A 23,327-nucleotide genomic window follows, 5' to 3' on the forward strand; every position below is an offset into this window, starting at 1 on the left:
CGACCGGCTACCCCTGGGGGCCTTGCATGCGGTCGAGCATCCGCAGCGCGTTCGACAGCGTCGATGTCGCTCGCTCGATGACCGTGGTGATACGGTTCACTTCCTCGGCTTTGTTCGCCGGCTTCGCCTCGAAGCCGATCTCCAGCGCGAACCATTGGAACGGGGCGAAGTAGCCCGCGTCGCGTGCCAGCCGGAAGACCATCATCGTCTGGGACAGGTCGAGCTTTTCCGAGCGCGCGGGATTGAGGCAATCGAGCAACAGGCGTGCGGCCGTGTCGGTGGACTTGTCCGGCCAAAGCATCGGACCGATCTTCTTCGCACCGCCCAAGGCTTGTACGGCGGCCTTGAGCGCGTCTTCCGGTCCTTCGTAAAACGGGATGTCGAGCTGCATTTCCGAGGTTCCCCGAAAAATTCGGACGCGTTCGGAAAGACACCGTCCGGCGGAAAAAATAGAGTTCGGTCATGGACACGAACTCTCTTCTCACCCCTCACTGCGGCCGGCCGCACAACACGCGTGCAACCGGATCAGGCGTAAAAAAGCCCAGCCCGGAGGCTGGGCGAAACCACACTGCACGGGGGTTTGCAGGTGGAGACCACTGGGTGCGAACCGCCGTCGTGCCAGAATCGAGGTATCTCACCTCCTCAACCCTTTTCCGACGGGGTTCGCATGACCTTTCAATTCATCTGCGATGCGATTGCCAATCGGCACCTGCTCCGGTTTCACGATCGCTTCGGCCATACCCGCCTCGTCGAGCCTCACCTTTACGGGGCGCGCGGCGGAGACGGTGTGGTGATCTGCTATCAAATCGACGGTGGGCACCGAGCAGCGCACGAAGAACTATGGAAGTGCCTGCCAGCCACGGGATTCGGTATCCCCGCTGGGAAGCCAAGTTCCTTTCGCCCAAGATCGATCCCCGAACACTTGCGAAGCAGTATTTCCACCACCTACGCTCAAACTTGAAACGGGCACTGCAGTTGCAGGGATGCGGCATATCGAAGCCCCAGATATGCCGATGGACGTCGCACAACAGGTCATGCCCATGGCTGTCCAGCCGCAATTTGCGAAGCCTCACGCATGCTGCGCACGGACACGGCGCCTTCCCCTCGTACTCGGCGGCAAACCGCACAGACCAGTGCAGCCGCAAGTCGATGAAGTCGGCAACACGCCGCGCAAACCAATGCTTCATCTCATCCCCCTTCGGCCTGGGCCGGCTCGGCCAAGGGCGGATCGGAGTAGATCTGGTCCAGCGTCCAGGTCGCGCCCAGCGAGCCGGCGTACACGATCATTCGCCGCGCGGTTTCGATAACCGGATCGCAAAGCTGCCGTTCGTACTGGGACAGGGCGGATTGAGTCACGCCAATCTGCTCGGCCATTTCGGCCTGGGAGAGGCTGAGACTCTTGCGAAGGTGGCGGATGTTGTTCATGGCCGAATATTAGAACTTCTTCTTTTCATGGTCAAGAGAAGTTCTAATGCTGTCGGCCAGCGGATATTAGTAGCCCTTTTTATGATTGCCGCATGGCTACCGTAAAGAAACGACCTCTCACATCCGAAGAAATCGAAGAGTGCCGCCGCTTGGCCCAGGCTTGGGAGCGGCACAAGCAAGACAATCCGGGAGCGTCACAGAACTGGTTGGGCCAAGTGACAGGACTTGGTGGTCAGAGCCTGATCTCGCAGTATTTCCGCGGCGTCATCCCGCTCAACGTCCGGGCTCTCCTGACGATCTGTAAGCACATCAACGCCGATCCTCAGGCAATCAGCCCGCGGCTCATGAGTCAGATCATGCCGGCCGGTCTGAAGGAAATCCTGGCCGACGTCCGTCCTGCAGCACGGGATGCGATTGAAGCTATTCTTCGTGCAGAACAGGCGGGCGAATCGGACGAAGTGTTTCGGCTGGTGCTTCGGCTGTTTCCGCCTCGCGATGAGGCAGGCGAACTCGAGCGATCATAGCCGCGATCGCCACCTGTTTCTCCTCATCGGTAAGGGGTTCCAGCGAGGAATCCTTCGCCTTGAGGCGCCGAGTAACCACGTATCCCGGTCCTGTAGAGCGCACCGTGAAAGCGGGATCCCCCACCAGGTGGGTCATCCAGCGGCCGTCCGGCAACGCGTGGTTCACAATCACAAGTTCCCCGACCAACAGGCGGTTCCAGGCAGAGGTAATACGAGCCAGGTCCCCCGGCTTGCAGCGCAAACTCCCACGCCCATCGCTGACCCGTCGCATGACACCTCCTGTTGCTCGGCAAACAACTGTATATGTGAACAGTAGTTTGCCGCGTTTCGAAACCCGGTTCAACCGGATTCAGCACCGCAACATCGGTAAAAGGCTTGCGTGAGCCGCTCGTCCTCCAGCCCCGTTCGTCAGGGCAGACGCCCTTCTTTCACCCGCACATCGAGCACGGTTTTGTTGTCGGCCGCCAGATCACACTCGTATATGACTGGGGTGTAAGCGCCGAATCCGTTCTGGAATAAGGCCTTGTCGCCCACATACGTGATCACTCCGGCGGCCTGATCGGCCCAACGGAATCGGCTGAATTTCAGCTCGAAGGTTCGGTCAGTCCACTTGACGTCGTACTTAGCAAGTTTGGTGACTGGATTTTTACAGTACACGCTGGCGCCGACTATGCCCTTGTCGCCAAGGCACTGCAGATCGGTCTTGGCGCAGTCCGAAGCGCTTTCCTTCGTGCCTGACCTCTCCGCCGCTGCCGGCGGTGCTCCGCCCTCCTGCTTCGGCGCGGTCACCGCAAGGTAAGCAGCCACGCCGCACACGACGACAACTCCAGCCGTGATCCAGGCGGCCCGCTTCGAGAGATTTTTCTTGATCGGAGCGCCGCAGCGCACGCACGCGTCCGCCTTGTCGCTTATCTCTGCTCCGCACTCCCCACATTTCACCAGCGCCATCCGGCCACCCCGTCGAGTTTCGTTGTCCAGGAAGCATACCGAACCGTCTATTTCAGGCCAACGCTGCGCCTTGTGCTGTCGATCGGCTGTTACAAATTTTCCTCGAAAATATTAGAAGTTCTCTTGCTTTGAAAAAGAAGAACTTCTAATATTCGGTCCATCGCAGCACACAACACGCTGCACGGCGGAAGCCGGCGATCTTTGACAACTTGGGGATTCGAGAGAGGGCGTGGCGGTGCTGGCGAGTTGCTGGCTCAGTTCGCCTGCTCTGTTAGGAGGCGCGGCCCGGCGCGAACCGGGCCGCAAATCCTAGGTCACGACGGTCCAGACGATCAGGAACAGGTACCAGAGGCACTTGGCCAGATCGACCTTAACGTCCACCTTCACAGTTACTTTCACCATGTGTTGCGCACCGGAGAAAGCCTGTGGCCACAGGCGTTAAGCCCGTTGAGTACTTGTAGCGCGCCCTAGCTGGCGCGTGCGAGTGGCTGCCTAGGATGACCACCCGCCCGACAAGTTGCTGTCGGTCGGCTCGGCGCGGGTCGGTACACCGGATTTGATACCGGCTCCGACACTGGCGTCACCTTCGGCGTCTTGCCAGACGCCGTGCTGGCGATGCAATACGCCAGCGCGCCGAGCATAGCAGAACCGTTCGCGCCCTCCCTCAAACCCCAAGTGTCGAGATCGCCTGTCTTCCGATTCGCTTTAGAAATCGAGGAGTCAGACGTGATCAAGAACAGCAAGCAATCGTGGGAAGCAGGCTCGACCGTGAAGGTCGGTTTCCTGTCGCTGACCGTGAAGGCGGTCGTGCCGACGCCCGGCGACCACGCGCCGGACGCCTACATCCTCGTCAACGCTGCGGGCACGCAGCTCTACAAGTTCGTTCCCCACAACGGCGTCGAGAAGGTCACGCCGCTCGAAGCGCGCGAGCTGCTCGACGCAGCGCACGTTGCTGCGGAGCGCGAAGCGGCGCGCGCGATCGCGCGCTCGAAGCAGACGGTGGCCGACATGGCCGCGATCAACAAGCTGGTTTTCGCCTGAGCCCGTGATGACCTCGGACTGGTTCATTGCCGGCTTGGTCATCGTCGGGACGATCGTCGGCTTCGTTGTACTCGGCCTGATTGGTGGCATCAAGGGCAAGCAGGACGACAACAAAGACCACAACTGATTCGCGTGCCGCTCGGCACGAAGGCTCTCAGCTCCAGGCACGGCCCTCGGAAATGGCCTGGAGTTTTTCGGCGAGGCGGCCGGTAAGGCGCCTCCCACTTTTCGGATCTGGGGATAGCGATGCACACGGACCTCATGTCGGACCTGAAGCAAGAGTACGCCGTCGCCCGCGAGCACGGCGAGCGCAAGGCGATGGATCAACTGGCGCGCGGCATCAGCTACGCGGCGGCCGGCGAGCTCACCCTGGCGCGCGAGATCGCGCTCTACCACCGGGGCTGGCACGACGAGATGTTCGACCGGCCCGCGCCGTACGCCGAGCCGGAGCTGCATTACCTCGCGGGGCGCCTCGACGCACGCCGTCAGCGCGCCGCCGCCACGCATTAACCGCTGGGCGTCGCGGCGAATGCGCCGCGGGTCGAACTCCGGGCCTTCAGCAAGCCCGCTTCGAAATCACCACGAGAGGTAGACATGCAAGCCACGGCAACCGCAGCAGTGTCCACGGCCCCCATCGCCGTGAAGGAAGTCGAATCGTCGCAGATCTTCGCGATCGGCCATGACGCCGCAACGAACACGCTGGCGATCCGCTTCCGCAGCTACAAAACGAACGGCCCGACGTCGCTCTACCACTACGCGAACGTGCCGGCCGCCTTGTTCGCCGAGTTCGCGTCGGCCGAGTCGATCGGCACGTACTTCAGCCAGAACATCAAGCCGTACGACAAGAAGTACCCGTACGTGCAGATCGAGAAGATGCCGGCGACCGCGCCGGCGTAACGCAACCCCCGGAGGGCCGCACGCCGCAGAAGTTTGCGGCGGCCGCATCAAGCGCGAGAGCTGCGCGACATGCGGTTAGGCCCATAGCGCTGCAGGTCGGCTGAGCCTCCAGTCGGTTGGAAACACCCTGCTTCACCCCGCGGCGAGCGCGGGGCACCTGACTAGCAGTGGCGCGTCATGTGGCGCGTGGCTGGCGAGTCGCCGGACGCGAGTACCCGGCACCTTGATGGGAGCCCACTGCCGCAACAGACGACACGAGGTCTAGCTCGTGAGCGCGGTGAGCGGGCTAGACAGCGGGCTCCCATCAGGAGTCAGAACACGACGCCGGCCAGGTCATCGCAGTCGGCGCCCACACAGGCGATTCACCGAGGTGCGACATGAAAGTAACCATCAATGGCTTCATCTTCGCGCGGCCGGCGCGTGACGGTTCGTTGAATTTCGAGTTCTCGGAATACGACGTGACGAAGTACGACAACCACGCCGCCAAAGTCCGGGAGCACTCGATCGAGGTCGACGTGCCCGACGACTTCGACCCGCGCCCGGGCATCGTCGAGAACCTCGAGCGCGAGAAGACCCAGATCCTCGCCGAGGCCAATCTCAAGGTCACCGACATCAATCGGCTGATCCAGACGCTGCTCGCGATCGACAACGCCCCGACGGACAGGACGCCGGCATGAGCCCGATGTCCCTTCGCCCCTCCCTGCGCCGCTACGGCGCGCACCTCAACCGCGAGCAGCGGCGCGCCTGGATGGTTCAGCGCCTCACGCGCTCGCCGCGCGTGCCCATCAGCTCCGGCTTTGTGCCGCGCGGGATCGCGCGCGTCTACACCTACTGCAAGGTCGCCTGACATGACCACCGACAAACGGAAAAAACGCGTCCCGATGCCGAAGATGGTCGATCGCAAATGCAACCGGTGCGGCAGGTCGTTTCAAGCGCGCGCTGCTGACGTAAAGCGCGGCTGGGGCCGCTTTTGCTCGAAGTCGTGCAAAGCGATCAAGCAAGAGCAGCGCACCGGGCAGCACCGGGCGTTCGTGGATCGCCGCGACGCCTACGAAGACGGCGAAGGCCCTACCGAGTTTTCCGACGCGCACTTGTTCAGCAACGAAGAACACGACTGCAACAAGGACCTGTGATGCGCTGGCTCGACCGACTCCACTCCAAGCACCCTCGCCTGACGATGGCAGCGGCGATCCTGATCGCCTTCGCCGTCCTCTACGTCGCACGCGAGATCGACCACACCAACTCCGACCTGCTGCGCTGGCAACTGGCCAGCGTGCGCCAGGTGTAACCGCCCCGGAGCATTTCATGCAGACCGCCACCATGGCCGACGTCATCGACGCCGACATCACCGCCCCACGCCCCGAGCAGCCCCTGGCCAACGTCCAGTCGTCGCCGCCCGCGCCAGTTCGCGCCGCTTCGACCATCACGGCGCGGGATCTCCTCCGCCTGTCGGTCGAACGCGGGGCGAGCCTCGAGCAGATCGAGAAGCTGATGGATCTGCTGGATCGAAACGAAGCGCGCGACGCACGGCTCGCGTTCGTTGAGGCGATGGCCGCCTTCAAGAAGGAACCGCTCGATATCTTCAAGCGCAAGCAGGTCGAGTTCCAGACTCGGGACGGCGAATGGACGCGCTACAAGCACGCCGAGCTGTCGGACATCACCGACGTCGTCGGGCCGGCCATGGCGAAGTATGGCCTGTCGTTCGACTGGGACATCCACCAGAGTAACGGCCTCATTACCGTCGACTGCGTCGTGACGCACGTTCAGGGACATTTCAAGAAGGTCACGATGTCCGGCGCACCAGACGCGAGCGGCAAGAAGAACGCCATCCAGCAGGCGGCCAGCACGATCACTTATCTGCAGCGCTACACGCTGCTCGCCGCGACTGGCATGTCCACGAAGGGCGAGGACGACGACGGCGCAGGCGGCGCAGATCCCGACGGCGATCCTGGCGCCGGCCAGCAGCCGGCCGGCGAGGCCCAGCAAAACGGCGCCCGGAGCGCGCGCGCCGCAGGCCAGAACCAGCCCGCTCGCCCTGCCTTCTACGACCAGGCGAAGTTCGACGCCAACAAAGCCGAATGGAGAAAGGTCGTCACGTCGAAGCGTAAGACCCCGGCCAAGATGATCGCCTTCATCGAATCCCGTGGCGCCCCGCTCACTGAAGCCCAGAAGAACACCATCGACTCTTGGAGCCATGAAAATGACTGAACGCATCATCCACGACCTCATCCAAGGTACTCCCGAATGGGAGGCTTTCCGCCTCGAACACTTCGGCGCCAGCGAGGCGGCCGCCATGCTCGGCATCTCGCCGAAGGTCAAGCGCAACGAGCTGCTGCACATGAAGCACACAGGCACGCCGAAGGAATTCAGCGACTGGGTGCAGGAGCACATCCTCGATCGCGGCCACGAAGTCGAAGCGCTCGCGCGCCCATTCGCCGAGGAAGTAATCGGCGAAGACCTGTATCCCGTGACCTGCTCGTTCGGCGTGCCGTCGGCATCCTGCGACGGCCTGACGATGGACCACAGCACCGCGTGGGAACACAAGCAATGGAATGAGGATCTGGCGAAATCGCTGCGCGCCGGCGTGCTTCCCGACGAGCACCAGCCGCAGGTGCAGCAGAACATGCACGTCACCGGTGCGTCCCGCCTGCTGTTCACCTGCTCCAATGGCACCGAAGAGAAGATGGTCCACCTGTGGGTGGCACCCGATCCGGAATGGGTCGCGCGCATCAACGCCGGCTGGGAACAGTTCGCGAAGGATCTCGCCACGTACCAACCGCGCGATATCCGCGAAGCCCCGAAGGGCGAAGCGATTCTCAGCCTGCCGACGCTGGCCGTGCAGATTCGCGGCGAAGTGGTGTCGAGCAACCTGCCCCGCTTCAAGGCGGCGGCCGAATCGTTCATCGCCAACATCAAGACCGACCTCAAGACCGACGAGGACTTTGCCAACGCCGCGTCGACGGTTTCGTTCTGCGAGAAAGCCGAGAAGGAACTGGAGATGGCGAAGAACGCGGCCATCGGCCAGACGGCGAGTATCGACGAGCTGATGCGCACGCTCGACCACATCAGCGCGCAGCTGCGCGAAAAGCGCTTGGCGCTCGACAAGCTCGTGACGAAGCGCAAGGGCGAGATCAAGGACGAGATCATCCTCGGTGGCAAAAGCGCCTACGCCGCCCACATCAAGTCGCTGAACGACGAGCTGGCCGACGTGACGCTCGTCGTCGCCGTACCGGATTTCGTCACCGCCGCGAAGAACAAGCGCACGCTGGCCAGCCTGCACGAAGCGATCGACACCGCCGTGGCCAACGGCAAGATCGCCGCCGACGCGGCCGCGCGCGACCTGCGCGCCAAGCTCGACTGGTACCGCAAGCAGGCCGCCGAGCACACCTTCCTGTTCCGCGACCTGCAGCAGCTCATCCAGAAGCCGGCTGAGGACTTCCACCTCGCCGTCGACGCCCGCATCGAGCAGCACAAGAAGCAGCAGGCCGAGGAAGCCGAACGCAAGCGCGCCGCTGAGCGGGCAGCAGCCGATGAGGCAGCGGCGGCCGCAGCAGCGAAGGCGAACGCCGCCCCCGCGGTTGACGAGCCGGCTCCCGCAGCCGCCCAGGCGACCCGGCAACCGGCACCGCAGACCACGTCGGTTCCTGCAGCAGCGTCTGCCGGCCCTCGGCGCGGCACCGGCGGCTCCATGCGTACCCAGCCGTCGCGCCCGAGCGACGACGAGATTGTCGGCGTGCTCGCCCTGCACTACCGCCAGCACGAATCGAAGATCGTCGAATGGCTCCTCGCCATGGACCTGAAAGCGGCGAGCGAGCGGCTTGCCGCTGCGTTCTAACCCCCGCTCGCCGCCATCACCGAAGGAGTCATCGACATGCCGGAATTCCGTTTCACCAAGATCAAGATGAAGGTCACCAGCATCAACGTGCGCCAGGAGCTGCACGGCGAGGAGCACTGCCTCGCGATGGACATTCATCTGGAATTCAACCAGTCGAACCGCGCGCTGGACAAGCTCGACGGGCGGCTGGTCGAGGCCTTCTACTGGAAGAGTCCGACGGGCAACACCGAGGCGCTCGAAGGCGTCGAGCGCGTCACCGATTTGCCGAACCTGCGCTTCGAGCACCTGGTCACGCCGCTTAAGTGGGCCGAGAAGTACGAGGAGGGTCTGTTCCGCGTCCACCACGGAAACAAACCGTCCGACGACATCGTCATGCTGGAAGCGAAGATCAACGAGATCAAGTTCCACCCGAAGGAAGGCGGCACGACGCTCTTCAATGTGCGCGTCCAGTGCAACCCCGACGAGGCGCAAGTCGCGCGGATGTGCGCTCTCCTGCAGAGCGAGATCACCGGAACGATCGACAGCGACCCGGATGAGGACGACACCGCGCCGCCGACCGACGCTGAGAAGCTTGAAAAGCCGGCCGCCGCGAAGACCGGTCGCAAGCCGCGCCGAGGCAAGCAGACGGACGCCTTTGCCGACGCCGCACAGCAGATCGCCGACGGCGCCAGCGCCGAGTAACCGAACGGGCGAAGCCGCCGGCCGACCGGAATTGGCGCCAGGCGCGGTTCTCCGACAGAGCCGGCGGCAGAGCCCCCTATCCCCTTCAGGAGCATGACCATGAGGGACGAAATCGTGAAGTACTTGGGCACGGTGATGGACTCCACGGCCAAGACGATCGCCGCGCGGATCGCGCAACCCCACTTCGACGTCGCGAAGGAACTGAACAAGATGCACGCCGACGGCGTCGTCGAGCGGCAGAAGCGAACCGGCGGCGGCAACGAATACCTGTATTGGCTCGCCGGCACCCCGCGCGCTACCGGCCCGTCGCCGGCCGAACTCGCCGCGAAGAACTCTGTCCCGTTCCCGCCTGCCGCGCCTGCCGCCGCAATTCCGATCGCCGGCGAGCAACCGCCGGCCGATCCCGTCGTCGTTCAGGAGCTGCTCGCCGAGCTCGAGGCGGAGCGCAGCACCAGCGCGCGGCTGCGGCAAGAAGCCGAGACCGCCCTCACCAGCCTCCAAGCCGCGATCGCGACCGTCGAGCGCCTCAAGCAGAACAACGCCCAGCTCGAGCGAAAGATCGACGATCTGACGCTCGGGCCTCCCGGTTCTAAGGGCCCGGTGTTCTTTACCGTCGGCCGCAACTGCGACAGCAAGCGCCACACCTCGATCGAGAAGGCCCGCAAGCGCGCGAACGCCCTGGTGCGAAGCGAGCGCGAGACCGAGGTCCACGTCTGCGCTCCGGTGGGCCGCGTCGTCCGTGGCGTCGAATGGGTGGGCAAATGACCCAGCTCGCCGAAGCCTTCGACCGGGCCACGGGCGACAAGACCCCGTGGAACCCCTCGCGGCGCGCCGTCCGCCGCGTTCTCAACCCGCTGCCGGCGCCCACCGTCTGCCGCTTCTGCGGCGGCTCCGTGCACATCGTCCGGAACAGCGAAATCTATGGCCGCGAATACGGGGAATGGCCGTGGGCCTTCCTGTGCCGTAAATGCGGGGCCTATGTCGGCATGCATCCGCAAACCGGCATCCCGCTCGGCACGCTCGCCGACGGTCCGACGCGTGCGGCGCGCAAGCGCGCGAAGGCAGCGTTTCAGCCCCTCTGGCAAACGCGCGTCATGACCAGATCCGCTGCGTACTCGTGGCTCGCAGGGCGTCTCGGGATAGCCGTCGGCGAGTGCCACGTCGGCTGGTTCGATGTCGCCATGTGCGACCGCGTCGTCGAGATCATCAACGAGGGACGCCCGCAATGACCGCGACCCAAGAACCCGTGTGGCGCGCCCTGCTGCGCCTTGAGCACGCCGACCTGGCCGACGCCGATCGCAACCTGCTCCGTCCCGCGTTCGCGGTGATGCACGTCAGCCACGCGATGCAACTCCCCGAGCGCGTGGTGGCCCGCATCCGGCACCTCGACGCCACGTTACCGAAGTCCAAGGAGGCTTGACCATGCTGCTCAACAAGATCGAAGGCGCGGACGCTGCCTATCGCGGCCACATCGAGAAAACGTACTGGGGTGGTCCTGTCGGAACCGAGCCGGACCCGACTCGGCATTACGGCTGCGACATGCTCCCGAGCGGTTGGGTCGAGATCACCTGGGAGGAATTCGCGAAGTCGAAGTTCTTCATGTACACGCCGAAGGCCGTGGGCTGGATCCGCACGACGATCGGTGACGCCAAGCTGTTCTTCATGCACGACCAGAACGGCTACGCCCTGATCAACGACTACTGGGCCGGCACGGTGAAGGTGTTCCGGTTCGGTTGCGAGCACCAGATGAAGTCCGAGACCGTCGGCAACTGCCTGCACCGTTACACGTGCCAGGCCTGCGGCTTCTCCGAAGTCGTGGATTCGTCCGACTGACCGCCGAGGGCCGACATGCATAGGGTCTACAACAACTTCAGTTTCTGCGCCGGCCTCGGCGGCGGCGCCAAGGGCTTCACGAAGGCGATGTCGCGCGTCGGCGCGATGACGGCCTCGTGGCGTTGCATCGGCGGTATCGACAACGATCCCGCCGCGGCTCGCGATTTCCGGCGCTTGGTCGGTACCGACTGCACCGTGATGGACCTGTTCACGCGCGAGCAGTACACGGCGTTCCACGGCGCGCCGCCGCCGGCCGGCTGGAAGGAAGCGACGGCCGCCGACGTGCGCGCCGCTGCCGGCCACGAGCATCCGCACTGCGTGTTCATCTCGTCGCCGTGTAAGGGTGCCTCCGGGCTACTGTCGGAGACGCTCAGTCGAACGCCGAAGTACCAGGCGCTCAACGAGCTGACGCTGCGCTGCGTGTGGCTCATGTGCGAAGCCTGGAAAGACGATCCGGTCGAGCTGATCGTGTTCGAGAACGTGCCGCGGCTCGCGACGCGCGCCGGCCACCTGCTCAGCCAGATCGACCAACTGTTTCAGCACTACGGGTATGTCACTGCCGACACGACGCACGACTGCGGCAAGATCGCGAAGCGCGGCATGGCACAAAGCCGGAAACGCTATCTGAAAGTCGCGCGGCACGTCGCGAAGGTGCCAGCGTTCTTGTACGAGCCGGAGCAGAATCGCCTGCAGGGAGTCGGCACGCTGCTCGGCCGCATGCCGCTGCCCGGTGATCCGGCGGCCGGCCCCATGCACCGCATCCCGTCGTTGCAGTGGAAGACCTGGGTGCGCTTGGCCTTCGTCGAGGCCGGCAGCGACTGGCGCAGCCTCAATAAGCTCGCCGTCGAGAACGGCCAGCTGCGCGACTACCTGATTGTGCCGGAGCGTCGCGGTGGCCACCTCGGGGTGGTCGACTGGAGCGAGCCGGCAGGCACCGTCGCCGGCGAGTCGCTGCCGACGAACGGCTCCTTCAGCGTCGCCGATCCGAGGTTCACCCAGAGCGCGAAGTGGAACGACGGACACGCATACGGCGTGCTCCCCTGGGACGATCACAGCGGCACGATCGCCGGCCAGCAGACCCCGGGCCAAGGCTATTACAGCGTCGCTGATCCGCGCCACGCTGGCCCGGCGAAGCACAACAACGAATTCCGCATCATCCCGTGGTCCGATGCCGCTGGCGCGGTCACCAGCGCGCACGGTACCGGCCAGTGCGTGCAGGATCCCCGCGCCGCCAGCGAGTACCACGCGAACGCGTATCGCGTCACCCCGTGGGATTCCCACTCGGGCACCGTGACGGGCGATTTCAAAGCGTCTGGTGGTGGCGGTGTCGCCGATCCACGCCCAGCGCCCGGGCCGCTGTTCAGCAAATACGCGGTGACGCACTTCGACGAGCCGGCCGGCACAGTGATCGCGCGCAGCGACAGCGGCCAGGGCGCTTTCGCTGTCGCCGACCCGCGCCCGGGCATGCGCCGCGAACGCGGCGATGCCTACCTGACCGGCGGACATTACGGCGTGGTCGGTTGGAGCGAGCCCAGCGGCGCCGTTTCGGCCGCCGCCGGCCACGACAACGGCCGATGGTCCGTTGCCGATCCGAGATTGCCGGCGCAGAACGAGAAGATCGTCGCCATCATCCGCGCGCTCGACGGCACCTGGCATCGCCCGTTCACGACTCTGGATCTCGCCGTCCTGCAGTCGCTCGTCGAGCCGGAGGAATACCTGCAGCTCGACGGCCTGTCCGACCAAGCCTGGCGCGAACGCATCGGCAACGCGGTGCCGCCGGATGCCGCCGAGGCAATCGGCGAGGTCATGGGCACAACGCTGCTGCTCGCCGAATCCGGCGAGACCTTTCGCCTGTCATCGACGCCGATCTGGGTCCGCGACATCGCGATCGCTCTGTCCGTCACGCCCCTCCCCGCCAACGTCTAGCCAGGAGCCAACCATGAGACGCGTTCTCTACGCCATCAGCAGCCGACTGCCCTGCCGGATCATCGCCGACGGCAATAAACCGTACCTCGAAAGGTACTACCTGGCGACGGTGTTCGGCGTGCGCTTCTACCTGCACCGGTTCGTCGCCAGCGACCCGGATCGAGGCCTGCACGACCATCCGTGGCCCTGGGCCTTCTCCGTGATCCTGGCCGGCTGGTATTGGGAGGTCACACGCGGAAATTGCGCGCGCGTGCGCTGGTTCAACTTCCTGATCGGCGACAGCTTCCACCGCGTCGTGCTGCCGCTCGACCGCGGCGTAGACAACGTCTGGACGCTGTTCGCTCACCGCGCCAAGCGCTCGAAGCCCTGGGGCTTCCTCCGTGACAAAGGGCAGATCGGCACGATCTACGTCGAGCACCGACGGTCGCCCGAAGACGCGTGGTGGAAGTCGGCACCGCGCGGGCGCCACGAGCCGCGCCGCATGCCCCGCTGAACTACTGAACAGAGCCTCCCGCGTAGGTTTCCTCGACCGCGCGGTTACGTGAGGCGGCCAGCAACGGCGCCTCATCTTTTTCGGATACCTGAGACACCATCATGACCGATCCCAACACCACCACGCCCGCGACTCTCCGAGCCGATGCGCTCGATCTGCTTCGCGAGATCGCCGCGCGCAAGCGATACGACCCGAACGTCCCGGCGCCTTGGGGCAACAACTCCGGTTGGAATACGATCATCTTGAAGAGCGAACTGCTCGCCCGTGTCGATGCGCTGCTCGACGCGACTGCTGCCGCCCCAGCCGTCGAGCCGATCCGGCTCGTCCACGTCGCCTTGGCCGAGGATGGTGGGAATCTTCGCTGGATGACGGGACGCAAGCCGCGGGACTGCGAGCTGTACATGATGCCTGACGGCGGCCGGGCGCCGGCTGTCGTGTACGCCACTCGCTCCGCCCCGGTCGCCGAGGCCGAGCCGATCGATAAGCTTGAGCCGGCATTGATCCTCACCGGAGCGCAGTTGCTCGAAGCGCTGGATCTCGTCGCGCCGGATCGCACGGCTGACCAGTTCGAAAGCGAGGTGTCGTTCCAATACGGGAATGGCCATTCCGGCAAGGGCATGTACTGCTGGATCACCGACTATCCCGACGAAGGCGCGTCGCTGCTCGACGGCTCGACCGTCGCCGCTCAGGCTGTCGCCGCTGATGGGGATGCGTTGAAAGAAGCCGTGACGCGCACGATCGATACGATCAGACGGCAGCTTGAATTGATTTTTGAACGCGCCCCGGGAAACTTCCTCGACAAGGTGCCAGTCGTGCAGTCGTTGACCGCACACAAACATCGCTTGGAGAAGGCCCTCGCGATCACCGTGCCGCGCGCAGCAGTATCGCCGGCCACGGCTGAGACCTCCACGGGGATGCCCGACGAGGTGCGCGAGTCGCTGATGGACAGCCAATACCTCGCGGGCGTCAAAGCGGGCTGGAATGCTGCGAACGCAGCCGATCCGAATGCGGCGCTGGAGAAGATTCACGCCAGCCGCGCCGGCTACTTGCGGCCCCTGCGTGATTGGCAGAAAGCCGGACGCCCCGGCGTTCCCGCGACGCCGGCCACGGCCGACGAGCGGGCGGCGCTGCTCCAATGGGCCACGGAGCGATGGGATGCGGAAGTGAAGCACCGGCCGCTCATCAACGTCCATCGCCGCTCCCTTGACGATACGTGGCGTCAGGTCATCCGGCATTGCGGCGGCGATGACGTGTCGCTGCTCGGGCCGCGACACGATGCCCTGCTCGCGGCAAATCCGATCAATACGACCGAGCGCGATCCCGCGTTCATCGATAACGACCTCGATTTCGAGCCGGATGCGCAGCACGCCGTCGCGGACATGGCGAACATCGGCTACGCGCTGATGCAGACGATCGAGCGCATGGTGCCGGGCTACTGCTGGAACGAATCGCCGACCGAAATCGTGAGCGACCTCCTCAACGAACGCGACGAGGCCCGCGCATCGCAGGCCCCCGCACCGGCCGATACGCGCGACGTAGCGGCGTTCATCCGTGAAGTAGCTACGCAGAAGCCGGAGAAGCCAGATCACTGGAGCCCGTGTGGTCAGTGCCAGCGCAATGCAGAGCGCGCTCAGGATTTGCTCGATGCCGCCTGCGCACAGAGTATCGACCTGCCGGACAGCGAAGGGGGTGAAGCGTGATCCCTCCGATGACCGATCCGCTGGGGCGGCACTGGCGGCATCCGTCGCCCCAAGAAATCCTCGTTGACGACGAGCACGCCGTTATGTCGCGCTTGACCTACGACGAGCTGCTCGAGTACTCCACCACCATCCCCGCCGGGGTCTATCCGGGAAAGATGTGGAAGGCCGTCTACGGCGACCGCGCCTTTCTCCGCTGGTTCGGCATCGTCGACGGCCGGACCGACGTGTGCTCGAACAACCAGCGCTTGATCCTGCTCTGCGACTAGGAGGACCTCATGAACGACCAACTCATCGAGGCGCGCAAGTTGATCGCACACGCCAGCGAGTACGCGATCTCGGCTTTGGGAAACGACTGGCACGAGCGCGCGACCGCCCTGCTCGCCCGGCCTGCGCCCGCTATCTCGGAAAGTCCCGAGGCGCACGACGAGGCAACACCAGCCTGGATGACGTGCGAATCGCGGCGCCCGTTCGTAGTCAACAGCCTGCGCTCACGTGCTGAAGACCTGCGCGCCGCCGAGAAACGCTGCCGGAACGCTTATCGCAAGGACTTCATGGGCTCCCCGGCGTGCTATCTCGCAGATGCCTACGGCGAAGCGGCCACGGCGCTGGAGGCGCGGCTCGCCGCGATCGACTCTGTCCTCGGAGGAGGTAGCCGTGCGGACCGCTGAAGTAAATGCCGCGCTACGCGCTTCCGCTCACCCGAATGGGTGCTCCCATTCGAAGTGGCCGACGCCACCGGCGCGCGACCCGGATGCTGGTCCGACGTTAAAAAAGGCCTTCGTCCTGCTTCTTCTGCTCTGGCACCAAGTTGATCGTAATCGCTGCGTCAGTCGCGTACTTCCCGACAAGCGTTTCAACTGCCGAGGTCGGCTGAATAGCCAACTGCGTTATCGCCGCCTGGTATTTGTGCCCTGTCAAATCGCTTATCGCCTTCGCCAGCGCTTGTTCAAGGTCTTCAATCGAAACCGACTTCAATGGATTCACATTGGACATGAACTGCTCCTCCAGAAATTTCGGGACATCCTAACATGAGCGAGAACAGCAAAATCGAGTGGTGCGACCACACATTCAACCCGTGGATCGGTTGCACGAAGATTTCACCCGGCTGCGATAACTGCTACGCCGAGGCGATGATGGACAAGAGAATGCACAAGGTGAAGTGGGGAGCGTCAGCACTGCGCGCCCGCACGACCCCCGAGAACTGGCGGCTGCCGGTGCGGTGGAACGCGCGACACGACGAGTTCATGGCCGCTCACGGGCGCCGGCAGCGCGTCTTCTGCTCATCGCTTGCCGATGTATTCGATAACCGCGTGCCGTCCTCCTGGCGTCGCGACCTTTTCGCGCTGATCAAGGCCACCCCGAATCTCGACTGGCTCCTTCTGACGAAGAGAACCGGCAACGCGCGCGAAATGCTCATCGGCAGCCCGCTATCGCCCATCCCGGACAACGTCTGGCTCGGCGCGACGATCGTCAACCAGGAGGAAGCTGACCGCGATATCCCGAAGCTCCTCGCGGTGCCAGCGCGCGTGCGCTTCCTGTCGATCGAGCCGATGCTCGGGCCGATCGATCTCAACCAGGCGCTCCCGCCGTTTCATTGTGACACCTGCGACGCCGACTATGGCGCGCTGTCGGCCCACGCATCTGGAACGCCGATTGGCATCGACTGGGTGATCGCTGGCGGCGAAAGCGGCCACCGCGCGCGGCCCGCCCATCCCGACTGGTTCCGGTCGCTGCGCGACCAATGCGCCGAGGCGCACGTGGCGTTCTTCTTCAAGCAGTGGGGGCAATGGGCGCCAGGTTCGAACTGGCCTGAGGACGTCCCGATCCCAAGCGGCGAGCGAGCTTACCTTGACGGGCAGGAGACGGACGACAACGAATCGGTTTGGAGCGTCGGCAAGCGCGCTGCCGGCCGGCTGCTCGACGGCCGCACGCATGACGAATTCCCCGTGATCGAGGATACGAAATGCGCTTAGCTATTTGCGACCACCGCCGCCTCGATTTCCAGAGTTTCGCTGGCCCCAACCAATTCCCTGGCCAGCTCTTTCAGCTTATCGCCCCAGCCAACGTGAAATTCCGCACTGGGCATCGGGACAATTCCCGCGCATCCCGCGATGGCTGTCTGGACCCTCAGCAACGCGCCCACGGTATTAGGGGTAGGCGCCTGTTCTGGCCTAATCAGGCTCACGATATTCATCGCGGCTCGCACGGCATTTACTTGGTCGGGATGCGGCCACTTCAAGCCATTGGTGGCAGGAAGCCGCTGAATCTGTTCATCCAACGTGAGCACGACGTCTCTGCACTGCGACACGAGGACCGCCACGCATTGGACTCGCTCATGCAGTTCATCACGACGCAGCTTCCTGTCGCGATCCGCCTGTTGGGACGCGATCTTAGTCGCCGCGACGATGGCGCCGATCGAGCCCACCGCCTGAACCCATGCCGCCCAGTCCGAACTTTGCGCAGGTGGCCAGCGCAACACTGCCGTGACGAGTATCCCTGCTGCAAACGCCCCTATGAACATTGCCAGACCGGAGTAGCGACCCATGCGTGAACTCCCGATATTGTTTTCTGCGCCGATGGTACGGGCGATATCGCAGGGTCGCAAGTCGCAGACGCGCCGCCCGATGACCCCGCAACCGTATGACGACTACCGCCGGCTCGCCTGGATGTTCGCGAAGAACCGCGGAAGCTGGGGACCGCCCGGTGGTGCTCCCGATCCGGCATGGCTGGCTCGCTGCCCCTACGGCGGACCGGACGACCAGCTCTGGGTCCGCGAGACGTTCGTGGCATTCGGCCGCTGGGAGACGCGCTTCAGCGTGAAGAAAGGCCGGGACCAATGGCACTTCGTCGACATGACGCTCGACACCGGCCGGCAGTACCGCTACGGCGGCGACTTGCCGAACGCGCAGCGTGCGGGCGCGACGCCGACCTGGTGGCGCCGGCCGGCGATCTTCATGCCACGCGCCGCCTCGCGCACGCAGCTCGAGGTGGTCCGCACCAGGATCGAACGCGTGCAGCAGATCAGCGAGGCCGATGCGATCGCGGAAGGAATGAGCACCGGCGACATCAATCCGGTGGGCTCATACGCCGAACTCTGGGATGGCCTCAACGCGGAGCGCGGCCTAGGTTGGAAGGCGAACCCGTGGGTGTGGGTGGTGGAATTTCGGAGGATGGAAGGATGAGCACGGGACTGATGACGCCTGAGGACCTGGTGAAGGTCACCCACAAGAAACGATACAGCGCGCAAGCGAAGTGGTTCAAGGCGCAGTACGGCGTCGACGTGCCGCAGCGGACCGACGGCAGCATCGTGCTGACGTGGGAGACCCTCGACGCTCTCGCCGAGGCCAAGCTCGGGATTCGGGCTGTCGACCGGCGGATCGATGCGTCGCCCGATCGCCCACCGATCCACGTGCTGCGAAAAGCATGACGCCCCGCCGCCGAAAGAGCCCAGATGGGCTCCCGAGCCGCGTCTACATTCGCGACGGGTCGTTCTATTGGGTCCGGCCGGACAGCAACAAGTGGATCCGGCTATGCCGCGTCAGCGAGGGCGACGCGCTGATGCTCGAGCGCCTGGCCGCTGAGAAGCGCCAGTTCACGGCGGCCGCCGGTGGCGGCAACCTGCCCAGGCTGGTCGGCGAATTCATGGACACGCACAAGATGCGCTACGCCCCATCCTTCCGCGACGAGTGGGTGCGTCGCGGCGAGGCGGTAATCGAATCGCTCTGCGAGTGGAACGTCGAGCGCGTCGACGCTGGAGCCGTCGAGGACTTCCTCATGAAGAACTGGGCGGACCGGCTGCCAATGCAGCGGGCGATGAAAGCGTGGCTGTCGACGTTCTTCAACTGGATCATCCGCCGGAAGAAACTGATGCAGGTGAACCCCTGCCGCGAGGTCATCGTCAAGAAGCCGAAGGCCCGCGACGTCTACATCCCGGACCGGGATTTCGTCGCCATTCGCGATGCGCTGATGACCTACACCTACACGAAGAACGCCGGCACGCCGAAGGAGAAGACCTTGGTCGGTAAGGTACAGACGGGGCCGATGATGCAGTGCTTCATCGACCTCTGCTACCTGACCTGCCAGCGCTCGACGGACATCCGGCTGCTGCGGTGGGACCAGATCGACAGGGATGCCGGCGTTATCCACTTCGTGCCGACGAAGACGGAGGATTCGAGCGGCGAGGCCGTGGACTGGCCCCTGACGCCCGATATCGAGGCGGTGCTGGCGCGCGCGAAGCTGCTGGACCCGGCTTTCGGGCAGACCTACGTTATCCGGGACAGGAAAGGCAAACCGAAGACGGATCAGTCGTGCCGCGACGCGTGGGACGGGGCGATCGATCGCGTCGCCAAGCTCGACCCGAGCATCGCGGGTAAACCCTACACGATCAAGGATATTCGCGCGAAGGCGCTGACGGACGCGAAGCGCGCCGGGTATGCAATCGAGGATCTGAGGGTGGCCGGGGCGCACACGGATACTGCGACGACCGAGACCTACCTGAAGGCGCGGGAGGTACCCCGCTCCAAGGTCGTCCTGCACCTTCCGATGCCGAAATCGGCATAACCTGGGCGGCGATATTGGAGAACCTCCAATATGGTCTCCAATATGCACAAAAAATAGGCACAAACGAAAAACCCGCGTCAGCCTTAACTGACGCGGGTTTGATACTGGTCGGGGCGAGAGGATTTGAACCTCCGACCACCTGCACCCCATGCAGGTACGCTACCAGGCTGCGCTACGCCCCGAGAAAGATCGAGAGTATATCAGACAGTTTGTTCGGGTAAAACCGTCCCGACGCAATTTTTTGCATGGCTTTTCCGCAAGCCTTGCTGCCGATGCGAATTCCGGCCCAAGCCGCGATGCGTCGTGCCGACGCGCCGCTCGACAACCTCCGCCATGGGACGGCCGGCTCGGGCCTGTCGCCCTGTCTGCATCGCCCCGCCGCGCTGTATGGGAAAAAATCGGTGCTTTGTGCTGCTGTTTTCACCGCGACGCAAACGATAACCTGCGTCGCACGGGTCATCGAGCCCGTCACCCAGGAGTCAACATGAAAACGCATGCATCCGGCACACGGCAGGAGTCGGCCACCTCGGAAGTCCGGCTTCACCATCGCCAGTCGCTGATCGTCGCGCTGCCTCGCGGCACGCGGCTGGTGGTCGCCGAGGGCGCCGCGCAGTTGGCGTTCCCCGACCCGACGCTCGACTGGCTGGGCACGGCGGTGCCCACGATGCGGCTCATGCTGCACGAAGGCGACACGCACCAGATCGAACAGCCCTGCCATGTCGCGCTGTCCGGCATCCGCTCCGGCATGACCACGCTGCACCTCGAAGCGCCGGTCAAGCCGGGCCTGATGGCTCGGGTGCGCGCCTGGTTCGCGCGCAACGCTAACCAGGCGCGCACCGGCGCGGTGTCCCCCAAGGGGCACTGAGCCGCGCCGCCCTGCCCCGCCTCAGTCGCGCTTCTGCTTCACCCACTGCTGCACGCTCGGCCTCGCCCACTGCCGCTCGACGTAGCGCAGCACCTTCGGCGGCACCGGGTCGCCGCACGCCACCAGCCGGTTCAGCATCAGCGCGAAATCGGTGTCGGCGATGCACCAGTCGCCGAACACGCCGTAGCGCTCGTCGTCGATCAGTCGATCGGCCGCCGACAGCAGCTTCTCGCACGCCAGCTGCGCCGCCTCGCCCAGCGGCTTCACCGGCTCCGGAAAATAGATCCGGTCGGCCTGCCGCTCGCTCTTGAGCGGCATGAAGTCGCTGCGGATCCACGCCTGTAGCTGCCGAGCGAGCGCGCGCGTCTCGCGGTCGGCCGGCAGGACGGCCGCGTAGTGCGGCGCCGGATAGACCTCGTCGAGATACTCGGCGATCGCCGACGATTCCGACAGCGTGAAGCGGTCGTGCTGCAGGGTCGGCACGCGGCGCGTCAGCGACACCTCTCGATAGGCCGAGCCGTGTTGCTGCTTGCTCTTCAGATCGACGGTGCGAATCTCGAAGTCGAGACCTTTTTCCTTCAGCACGACGAAGGCGGACATCGCGAAGGCGCTGACATAGTCGGCGCCGACATACAGCGTGATCGGTTTCTGGCTCATGGTGTTTCCTGATCTGTGTCGGCCGGCACGGGCCGGCCGACGTTCTGAATGAATGATTGAAGCGTCTTGGAATCGATTGACGCGTGTTCCGGCGGCACCTGGCGCGGGCGCGGGCCGGAGCCGACGCGCACCGGCCATGCCGCATGGGTTCAGCCGTTTACGCGCGCCAGTTCGGCCTTCGAGGCGCCGCGCCACAGCACGACGATCCCGGCCAGCAGCAACAGCGACAGTGCGCTCCAGGCCACGCCATAGCTGGCCTGATCGACCACCACGCCGAAGAGGGGCGGCACCACGCTGATCGCGACCATGTTCAGCGTCATCGAGAAGCTGATGGTGGAGGCGACCACGGTCTTCGGCGCCATTTCTGCGATCTGCAGCAGATAGAGCGGATACCAGCCCACGCCGAACAGCCCGAGCACGCAGAAGATCGCGGTCAGTACGGCGTTCGAGGTGCCCACCGGCAACAGCAGCAACGCGATCGTCGCGGCGATGCAGATCGCCATGCTGGCGCCGAGCGAGCGCACCCGGCGGTTGGGCCAGAAGCGGTCGCTGATCCAGGCAAGGCCGACCCGCCCGGCGATGCCGAGCCACTGCGAGATCGAGAACAGCAGCGCGGCGGCCACCACCGAGTAATGGAAGCGCGCAGCGATGAACGGAATCGCATGGGTGGCGAACGTGTACTGGAACGTGACCATCGCGGCCCCGGCCAGCATGACGGGCCATAGGGCGGAATAGCCGGCCACCAGCTTCACGGCCTTGAGCAGGTTCGGCGGCGCGGCGGGCGGCGCGCCGGGAATGTTGCGCTCGTCACGATGCAGCAGTCCGAACAATATTCCTCCCGCGATGCCGATCGCCCCCTGCAGCATCAGCGCGGCACGCCAGCTGTAGGTGGCGGCCATGAGCGGCAGCACCATCGCGGCGAGCGCGGTGCCGAGCGGCAGCCCCGCCTGCCGCACGCCGGTGGCCATGCCACGCTCGTTGGGCGGGAACCAGCGCACGATGGCGCGCGTGCCGCCCGGCTGCACCGAGGCATACGAGGTGCCCACCAGCACGAAGAACAGCAGCAGCACGAGATAGCTCGGCGACACCACCGCCCCGGCCAGCGCCGAAAGCCCCATCGTCACCATCGTGAACGCGACCACGTAGCGTTCGCCGAAGCGGTCGATCAGCCAGCCCAGCATCAGCATGGTCACGACCTGCCCGCCGTTGAGCGCCGATACCGACAGCGCCCCGGCCCCCTCGGACAGATGGAACGCCGTCTGCAGCGACGGGATCAGCGTGTAGATGCCCTGCGCGGTGATCGAGGCCGTGGTCTGGGCCAGCGCCGCGACGCCCAGCACGATCCATCGGTATCGGTCGCCGCGGCCTTGCGCCAGGTTGCCGGAAGGAAGATTCGTTGCGCTCATGGATGAGACCCTGTCGAGGTAGCTGCTCCGGCAGGCGAGACCGCCGGTACGTCGTCGGAATCGGTCGGCTCCTGGGCCATCAGGTTGCCGAGCCGCGTCTGTTGCGGCAGGTTGCTCATGCTGAACAAAATGAGCGCCGCCGCTTTATCACTCTGGAACGCATGCTCGCACCAAGCGGGCACCAGCAGCAAGTCGCGCGTGGCAAGTTCCACCGCCTCGCCGGTGGCGCCGAGATAGGCCGTGCCGCTGCCCGACTGCACCACGAACAGATGCCACCATGCATGCGCATGCGGCCGCGTGGACGCGCCGGCCTGCACCACCTGCACGTTGACGGCCATGCCGGGCAGAATCTCGCAGCCGGCGGCCGCGCCGTCCGCACTCAGCGTGAAGGTGCCGCGCTCGCCGTGCGCGCAGCCGGCGAGCCGCGCCGCGATCGCAGCCCACGACCATGCCACCGCACCCGGCTCGACCTCGGTGAAATGCGCGCGATACCGCTGATAATCGAACAGTTGCCCTCGGGTCACGATATCGGCCAT

Annotated in this window: 34 protein-coding genes and 1 tRNA gene; 26 read left to right on the plus strand and 9 right to left on the minus strand. The window is 64.8% G+C overall.

All coding sequences use genetic code 11. The features are described from left to right. Positions 1–7: 7 nt before the first annotated feature. Together KS03_RS26955 and KS03_RS26960 are read right to left on the minus strand one after the other, a co-directional pair. Positions 8–391: a hypothetical protein gene (locus tag KS03_RS26955; RefSeq protein ID WP_015876051.1), complete on the minus strand. Its 384-nt coding sequence runs from the start codon at positions 389–391 to the stop codon at positions 8–10. 797 nt (positions 392–1,188) lie between these two features. Continuing rightward, the gene (locus tag KS03_RS26960) at positions 1,189–1,425 is read right to left on the minus strand and encodes a helix-turn-helix transcriptional regulator (RefSeq protein WP_015876052.1); all 237 of its coding nucleotides are present in this window, start codon (positions 1,423–1,425) and stop codon (positions 1,189–1,191) included. 92 nt (positions 1,426–1,517) lie between these two features. On the opposite strand from KS03_RS26960, the gene KS03_RS29045 reads away from it, so the two are divergent. After that, positions 1,518–1,949 (plus strand): hypothetical protein, encoded by a 432-nt coding sequence (locus tag KS03_RS29045; protein ID WP_015876053.1) that lies wholly within the window; start codon positions 1,518–1,520, stop codon positions 1,947–1,949. A gap of 408 nt (positions 1,950–2,357) precedes the next feature. Here the strand turns inward: KS03_RS29045 and KS03_RS26970 are convergent, their stop codons facing one another. Further along, complete coding sequence (locus KS03_RS26970) at positions 2,358–2,897, minus strand: zinc-ribbon domain-containing protein (protein ID WP_015876055.1); 540 nt, start codon at positions 2,895–2,897, stop codon at positions 2,358–2,360. Positions 2,898–3,623: 726 nt separating this feature from the next. Between KS03_RS26970 and KS03_RS26975 the strand changes: the two genes are divergently transcribed. From KS03_RS26975 to KS03_RS27055, 19 genes are all read left to right on the plus strand, one after another. Further along, a complete protein-coding gene (locus KS03_RS26975) occupies positions 3,624–3,938 on the plus strand; it encodes a hypothetical protein (protein ID WP_017432506.1) in 315 nt (104 codons plus the stop codon). Between the two features lie 261 nt (positions 3,939–4,199). Next, on the plus strand, positions 4,200–4,448 hold the full coding sequence (locus tag KS03_RS26980) for a hypothetical protein (protein ID WP_127913942.1): 249 nt from the start codon (positions 4,200–4,202) through the stop codon (positions 4,446–4,448). Between the two features lie 84 nt (positions 4,449–4,532). Next, positions 4,533–4,835, plus strand: a complete 303-nt coding sequence (locus KS03_RS26985) for a KTSC domain-containing protein (protein ID WP_015876056.1) — start codon at positions 4,533–4,535, stop codon at positions 4,833–4,835. Positions 4,836–5,212: 377 nt separating this feature from the next. Continuing rightward, positions 5,213–5,512, plus strand: a complete 300-nt coding sequence (locus KS03_RS26990; RefSeq protein ID WP_015876057.1) for a hypothetical protein — start codon at positions 5,213–5,215, stop codon at positions 5,510–5,512. Then, positions 5,509–5,682, plus strand: a complete 174-nt coding sequence (locus KS03_RS32120; protein WP_017432509.1) for a hypothetical protein — start codon at positions 5,509–5,511, stop codon at positions 5,680–5,682. Before KS03_RS26990 ends, KS03_RS32120 begins: the two co-directional genes overlap by 4 nt. Before the next feature lies 1 nt (position 5,683). Continuing rightward, positions 5,684–5,968, plus strand: a complete 285-nt coding sequence (locus tag KS03_RS26995) for a hypothetical protein (protein WP_232252243.1) — start codon at positions 5,684–5,686, stop codon at positions 5,966–5,968. Next, positions 5,968–6,123 (plus strand): hypothetical protein, encoded by a 156-nt coding sequence (locus tag KS03_RS32125; RefSeq protein WP_017432510.1) that lies wholly within the window; start codon positions 5,968–5,970, stop codon positions 6,121–6,123. Before KS03_RS26995 ends, KS03_RS32125 begins: the two co-directional genes overlap by 1 nt. A gap of 17 nt (positions 6,124–6,140) precedes the next feature. After that, the gene (locus KS03_RS27000) at positions 6,141–7,043 is read left to right on the plus strand and encodes an ERF family protein (RefSeq protein ID WP_015876059.1); all 903 of its coding nucleotides are present in this window, start codon (positions 6,141–6,143) and stop codon (positions 7,041–7,043) included. Further along, on the plus strand, positions 7,036–8,670 hold the full coding sequence (locus KS03_RS27005) for a YqaJ viral recombinase family protein (protein WP_015876060.1): 1,635 nt from the start codon (positions 7,036–7,038) through the stop codon (positions 8,668–8,670). The genes KS03_RS27000 and KS03_RS27005 overlap by 8 nt, the downstream gene beginning before the upstream one ends. A gap of 36 nt (positions 8,671–8,706) precedes the next feature. After that, positions 8,707–9,351 carry a hypothetical protein gene (locus tag KS03_RS27010; RefSeq protein ID WP_015876061.1) on the plus strand — a complete coding sequence of 215 codons (645 nt, stop codon included), beginning with the start codon at positions 8,707–8,709 and terminating at the stop codon, positions 9,349–9,351. Between the two features lie 99 nt (positions 9,352–9,450). Next, positions 9,451–10,116: a hypothetical protein gene (locus KS03_RS27015; RefSeq protein ID WP_015876062.1), complete on the plus strand. Its 666-nt coding sequence runs from the start codon at positions 9,451–9,453 to the stop codon at positions 10,114–10,116. Continuing rightward, a complete protein-coding gene (locus tag KS03_RS27020) occupies positions 10,113–10,580 on the plus strand; it encodes a DUF3268 family zinc-finger domain-containing protein (RefSeq protein ID WP_015876063.1) in 468 nt (155 codons plus the stop codon). Before KS03_RS27015 ends, KS03_RS27020 begins: the two co-directional genes overlap by 4 nt. Then, positions 10,577–10,771 (plus strand): hypothetical protein, encoded by a 195-nt coding sequence (locus tag KS03_RS27025; protein WP_015876064.1) that lies wholly within the window; start codon positions 10,577–10,579, stop codon positions 10,769–10,771. Before KS03_RS27020 ends, KS03_RS27025 begins: the two co-directional genes overlap by 4 nt. 2 nt (positions 10,772–10,773) lie before the next feature. Continuing rightward, positions 10,774–11,184 (plus strand): hypothetical protein, encoded by a 411-nt coding sequence (locus KS03_RS27030; RefSeq protein ID WP_043307279.1) that lies wholly within the window; start codon positions 10,774–10,776, stop codon positions 11,182–11,184. Between the two features lie 15 nt (positions 11,185–11,199). Continuing rightward, positions 11,200–13,110 (plus strand): DNA cytosine methyltransferase, encoded by a 1,911-nt coding sequence (locus tag KS03_RS27035; RefSeq protein ID WP_015876065.1) that lies wholly within the window; start codon positions 11,200–11,202, stop codon positions 13,108–13,110. A gap of 13 nt (positions 13,111–13,123) precedes the next feature. Further along, positions 13,124–13,603 carry a hypothetical protein gene (locus KS03_RS27040; protein WP_015876066.1) on the plus strand — a complete coding sequence of 160 codons (480 nt, stop codon included), beginning with the start codon at positions 13,124–13,126 and terminating at the stop codon, positions 13,601–13,603. Positions 13,604–13,704: 101 nt separating this feature from the next. Next, positions 13,705–15,303 (plus strand): hypothetical protein, encoded by a 1,599-nt coding sequence (locus KS03_RS33000; protein WP_015876067.1) that lies wholly within the window; start codon positions 13,705–13,707, stop codon positions 15,301–15,303. Positions 15,304–15,311: 8 nt separating this feature from the next. Further along, a complete protein-coding gene (locus KS03_RS27050; RefSeq protein WP_042967310.1) occupies positions 15,312–15,569 on the plus strand; it encodes a hypothetical protein in 258 nt (85 codons plus the stop codon). A gap of 9 nt (positions 15,570–15,578) precedes the next feature. Continuing rightward, entirely contained in the window at positions 15,579–15,971 is a 393-nt protein-coding gene (locus KS03_RS27055; protein WP_017432407.1) for a hypothetical protein, read from the plus strand. A 97-nt stretch (positions 15,972–16,068) separates the two neighbouring features. On the opposite strand, the gene KS03_RS27060 is transcribed toward KS03_RS27055, so the two are convergent. After that, positions 16,069–16,296 (minus strand): hypothetical protein, encoded by a 228-nt coding sequence (locus KS03_RS27060; protein ID WP_045678921.1) that lies wholly within the window; start codon positions 16,294–16,296, stop codon positions 16,069–16,071. A gap of 35 nt (positions 16,297–16,331) precedes the next feature. Between KS03_RS27060 and KS03_RS27065 the strand changes: the two genes are divergently transcribed. Further along, a complete protein-coding gene (locus tag KS03_RS27065; RefSeq protein ID WP_015876068.1) occupies positions 16,332–17,276 on the plus strand; it encodes a phage Gp37/Gp68 family protein in 945 nt (314 codons plus the stop codon). On the opposite strand, the gene KS03_RS27070 is transcribed toward KS03_RS27065, so the two are convergent. Then, positions 17,273–17,848 (minus strand): hypothetical protein, encoded by a 576-nt coding sequence (locus tag KS03_RS27070; RefSeq protein ID WP_015876069.1) that lies wholly within the window; start codon positions 17,846–17,848, stop codon positions 17,273–17,275. The two genes, KS03_RS27065 and KS03_RS27070, sit on opposite strands and share 4 nt — an antisense overlap. On the opposite strand from KS03_RS27070, the gene KS03_RS27075 reads away from it, so the two are divergent. From KS03_RS27075 to KS03_RS27085, 3 genes are read left to right on the plus strand one after another with little or no spacing between them, the layout of a single operon-like run. Then, entirely contained in the window at positions 17,847–18,485 is a 639-nt protein-coding gene (locus tag KS03_RS27075) for a hypothetical protein (RefSeq protein WP_015876070.1), read from the plus strand. The genes KS03_RS27070 and KS03_RS27075 overlap by 2 nt on opposite strands. Next, a complete protein-coding gene (locus tag KS03_RS27080; protein ID WP_015876071.1) occupies positions 18,482–18,730 on the plus strand; it encodes a DUF4224 domain-containing protein in 249 nt (82 codons plus the stop codon). The genes KS03_RS27075 and KS03_RS27080 overlap by 4 nt, the downstream gene beginning before the upstream one ends. Then, positions 18,727–19,863: a tyrosine-type recombinase/integrase gene (locus KS03_RS27085; RefSeq protein WP_015876072.1), complete on the plus strand. Its 1,137-nt coding sequence runs from the start codon at positions 18,727–18,729 to the stop codon at positions 19,861–19,863. The genes KS03_RS27080 and KS03_RS27085 overlap by 4 nt, the downstream gene beginning before the upstream one ends. Before the next feature lie 105 nt (positions 19,864–19,968). On the opposite strand, the gene KS03_RS27090 is transcribed toward KS03_RS27085, so the two are convergent. Then, a tRNA-Pro gene (locus KS03_RS27090) sits at positions 19,969–20,045 on the minus strand. A gap of 63 nt (positions 20,046–20,108) precedes the next feature. Between KS03_RS27090 and KS03_RS31820 the strand changes: the two genes are divergently transcribed. Beyond that, complete coding sequence (locus KS03_RS31820; RefSeq protein ID WP_124836406.1) at positions 20,109–20,351, plus strand: hypothetical protein; 243 nt, start codon at positions 20,109–20,111, stop codon at positions 20,349–20,351. Further along, complete coding sequence (locus KS03_RS27095; protein WP_015876121.1) at positions 20,348–20,728, plus strand: hypothetical protein; 381 nt, start codon at positions 20,348–20,350, stop codon at positions 20,726–20,728. Before KS03_RS31820 ends, KS03_RS27095 begins: the two co-directional genes overlap by 4 nt. A gap of 21 nt (positions 20,729–20,749) precedes the next feature. On the opposite strand, the gene yfcF is transcribed toward KS03_RS27095, so the two are convergent. The 3 genes from yfcF to KS03_RS27110 form a co-directional block, all read right to left on the minus strand. Continuing rightward, a complete protein-coding gene (gene yfcF, locus KS03_RS27100; RefSeq protein WP_015876122.1) occupies positions 20,750–21,385 on the minus strand; it encodes a glutathione transferase in 636 nt (211 codons plus the stop codon). Positions 21,386–21,534: 149 nt separating this feature from the next. After that, positions 21,535–22,791 (minus strand): MFS transporter, encoded by a 1,257-nt coding sequence (locus KS03_RS27105; protein WP_015876123.1) that lies wholly within the window; start codon positions 22,789–22,791, stop codon positions 21,535–21,537. After that, positions 22,788–23,327, minus strand: a complete 540-nt coding sequence (locus KS03_RS27110; protein ID WP_015876124.1) for a cupin domain-containing protein — start codon at positions 23,325–23,327, stop codon at positions 22,788–22,790. Before KS03_RS27110 ends, KS03_RS27105 begins: the two co-directional genes overlap by 4 nt.

The organism is Burkholderia glumae LMG 2196 = ATCC 33617, assembly GCF_000960995.1.
Lineage (GTDB): Bacteria > Pseudomonadota > Gammaproteobacteria > Burkholderiales > Burkholderiaceae > Burkholderia > Burkholderia glumae.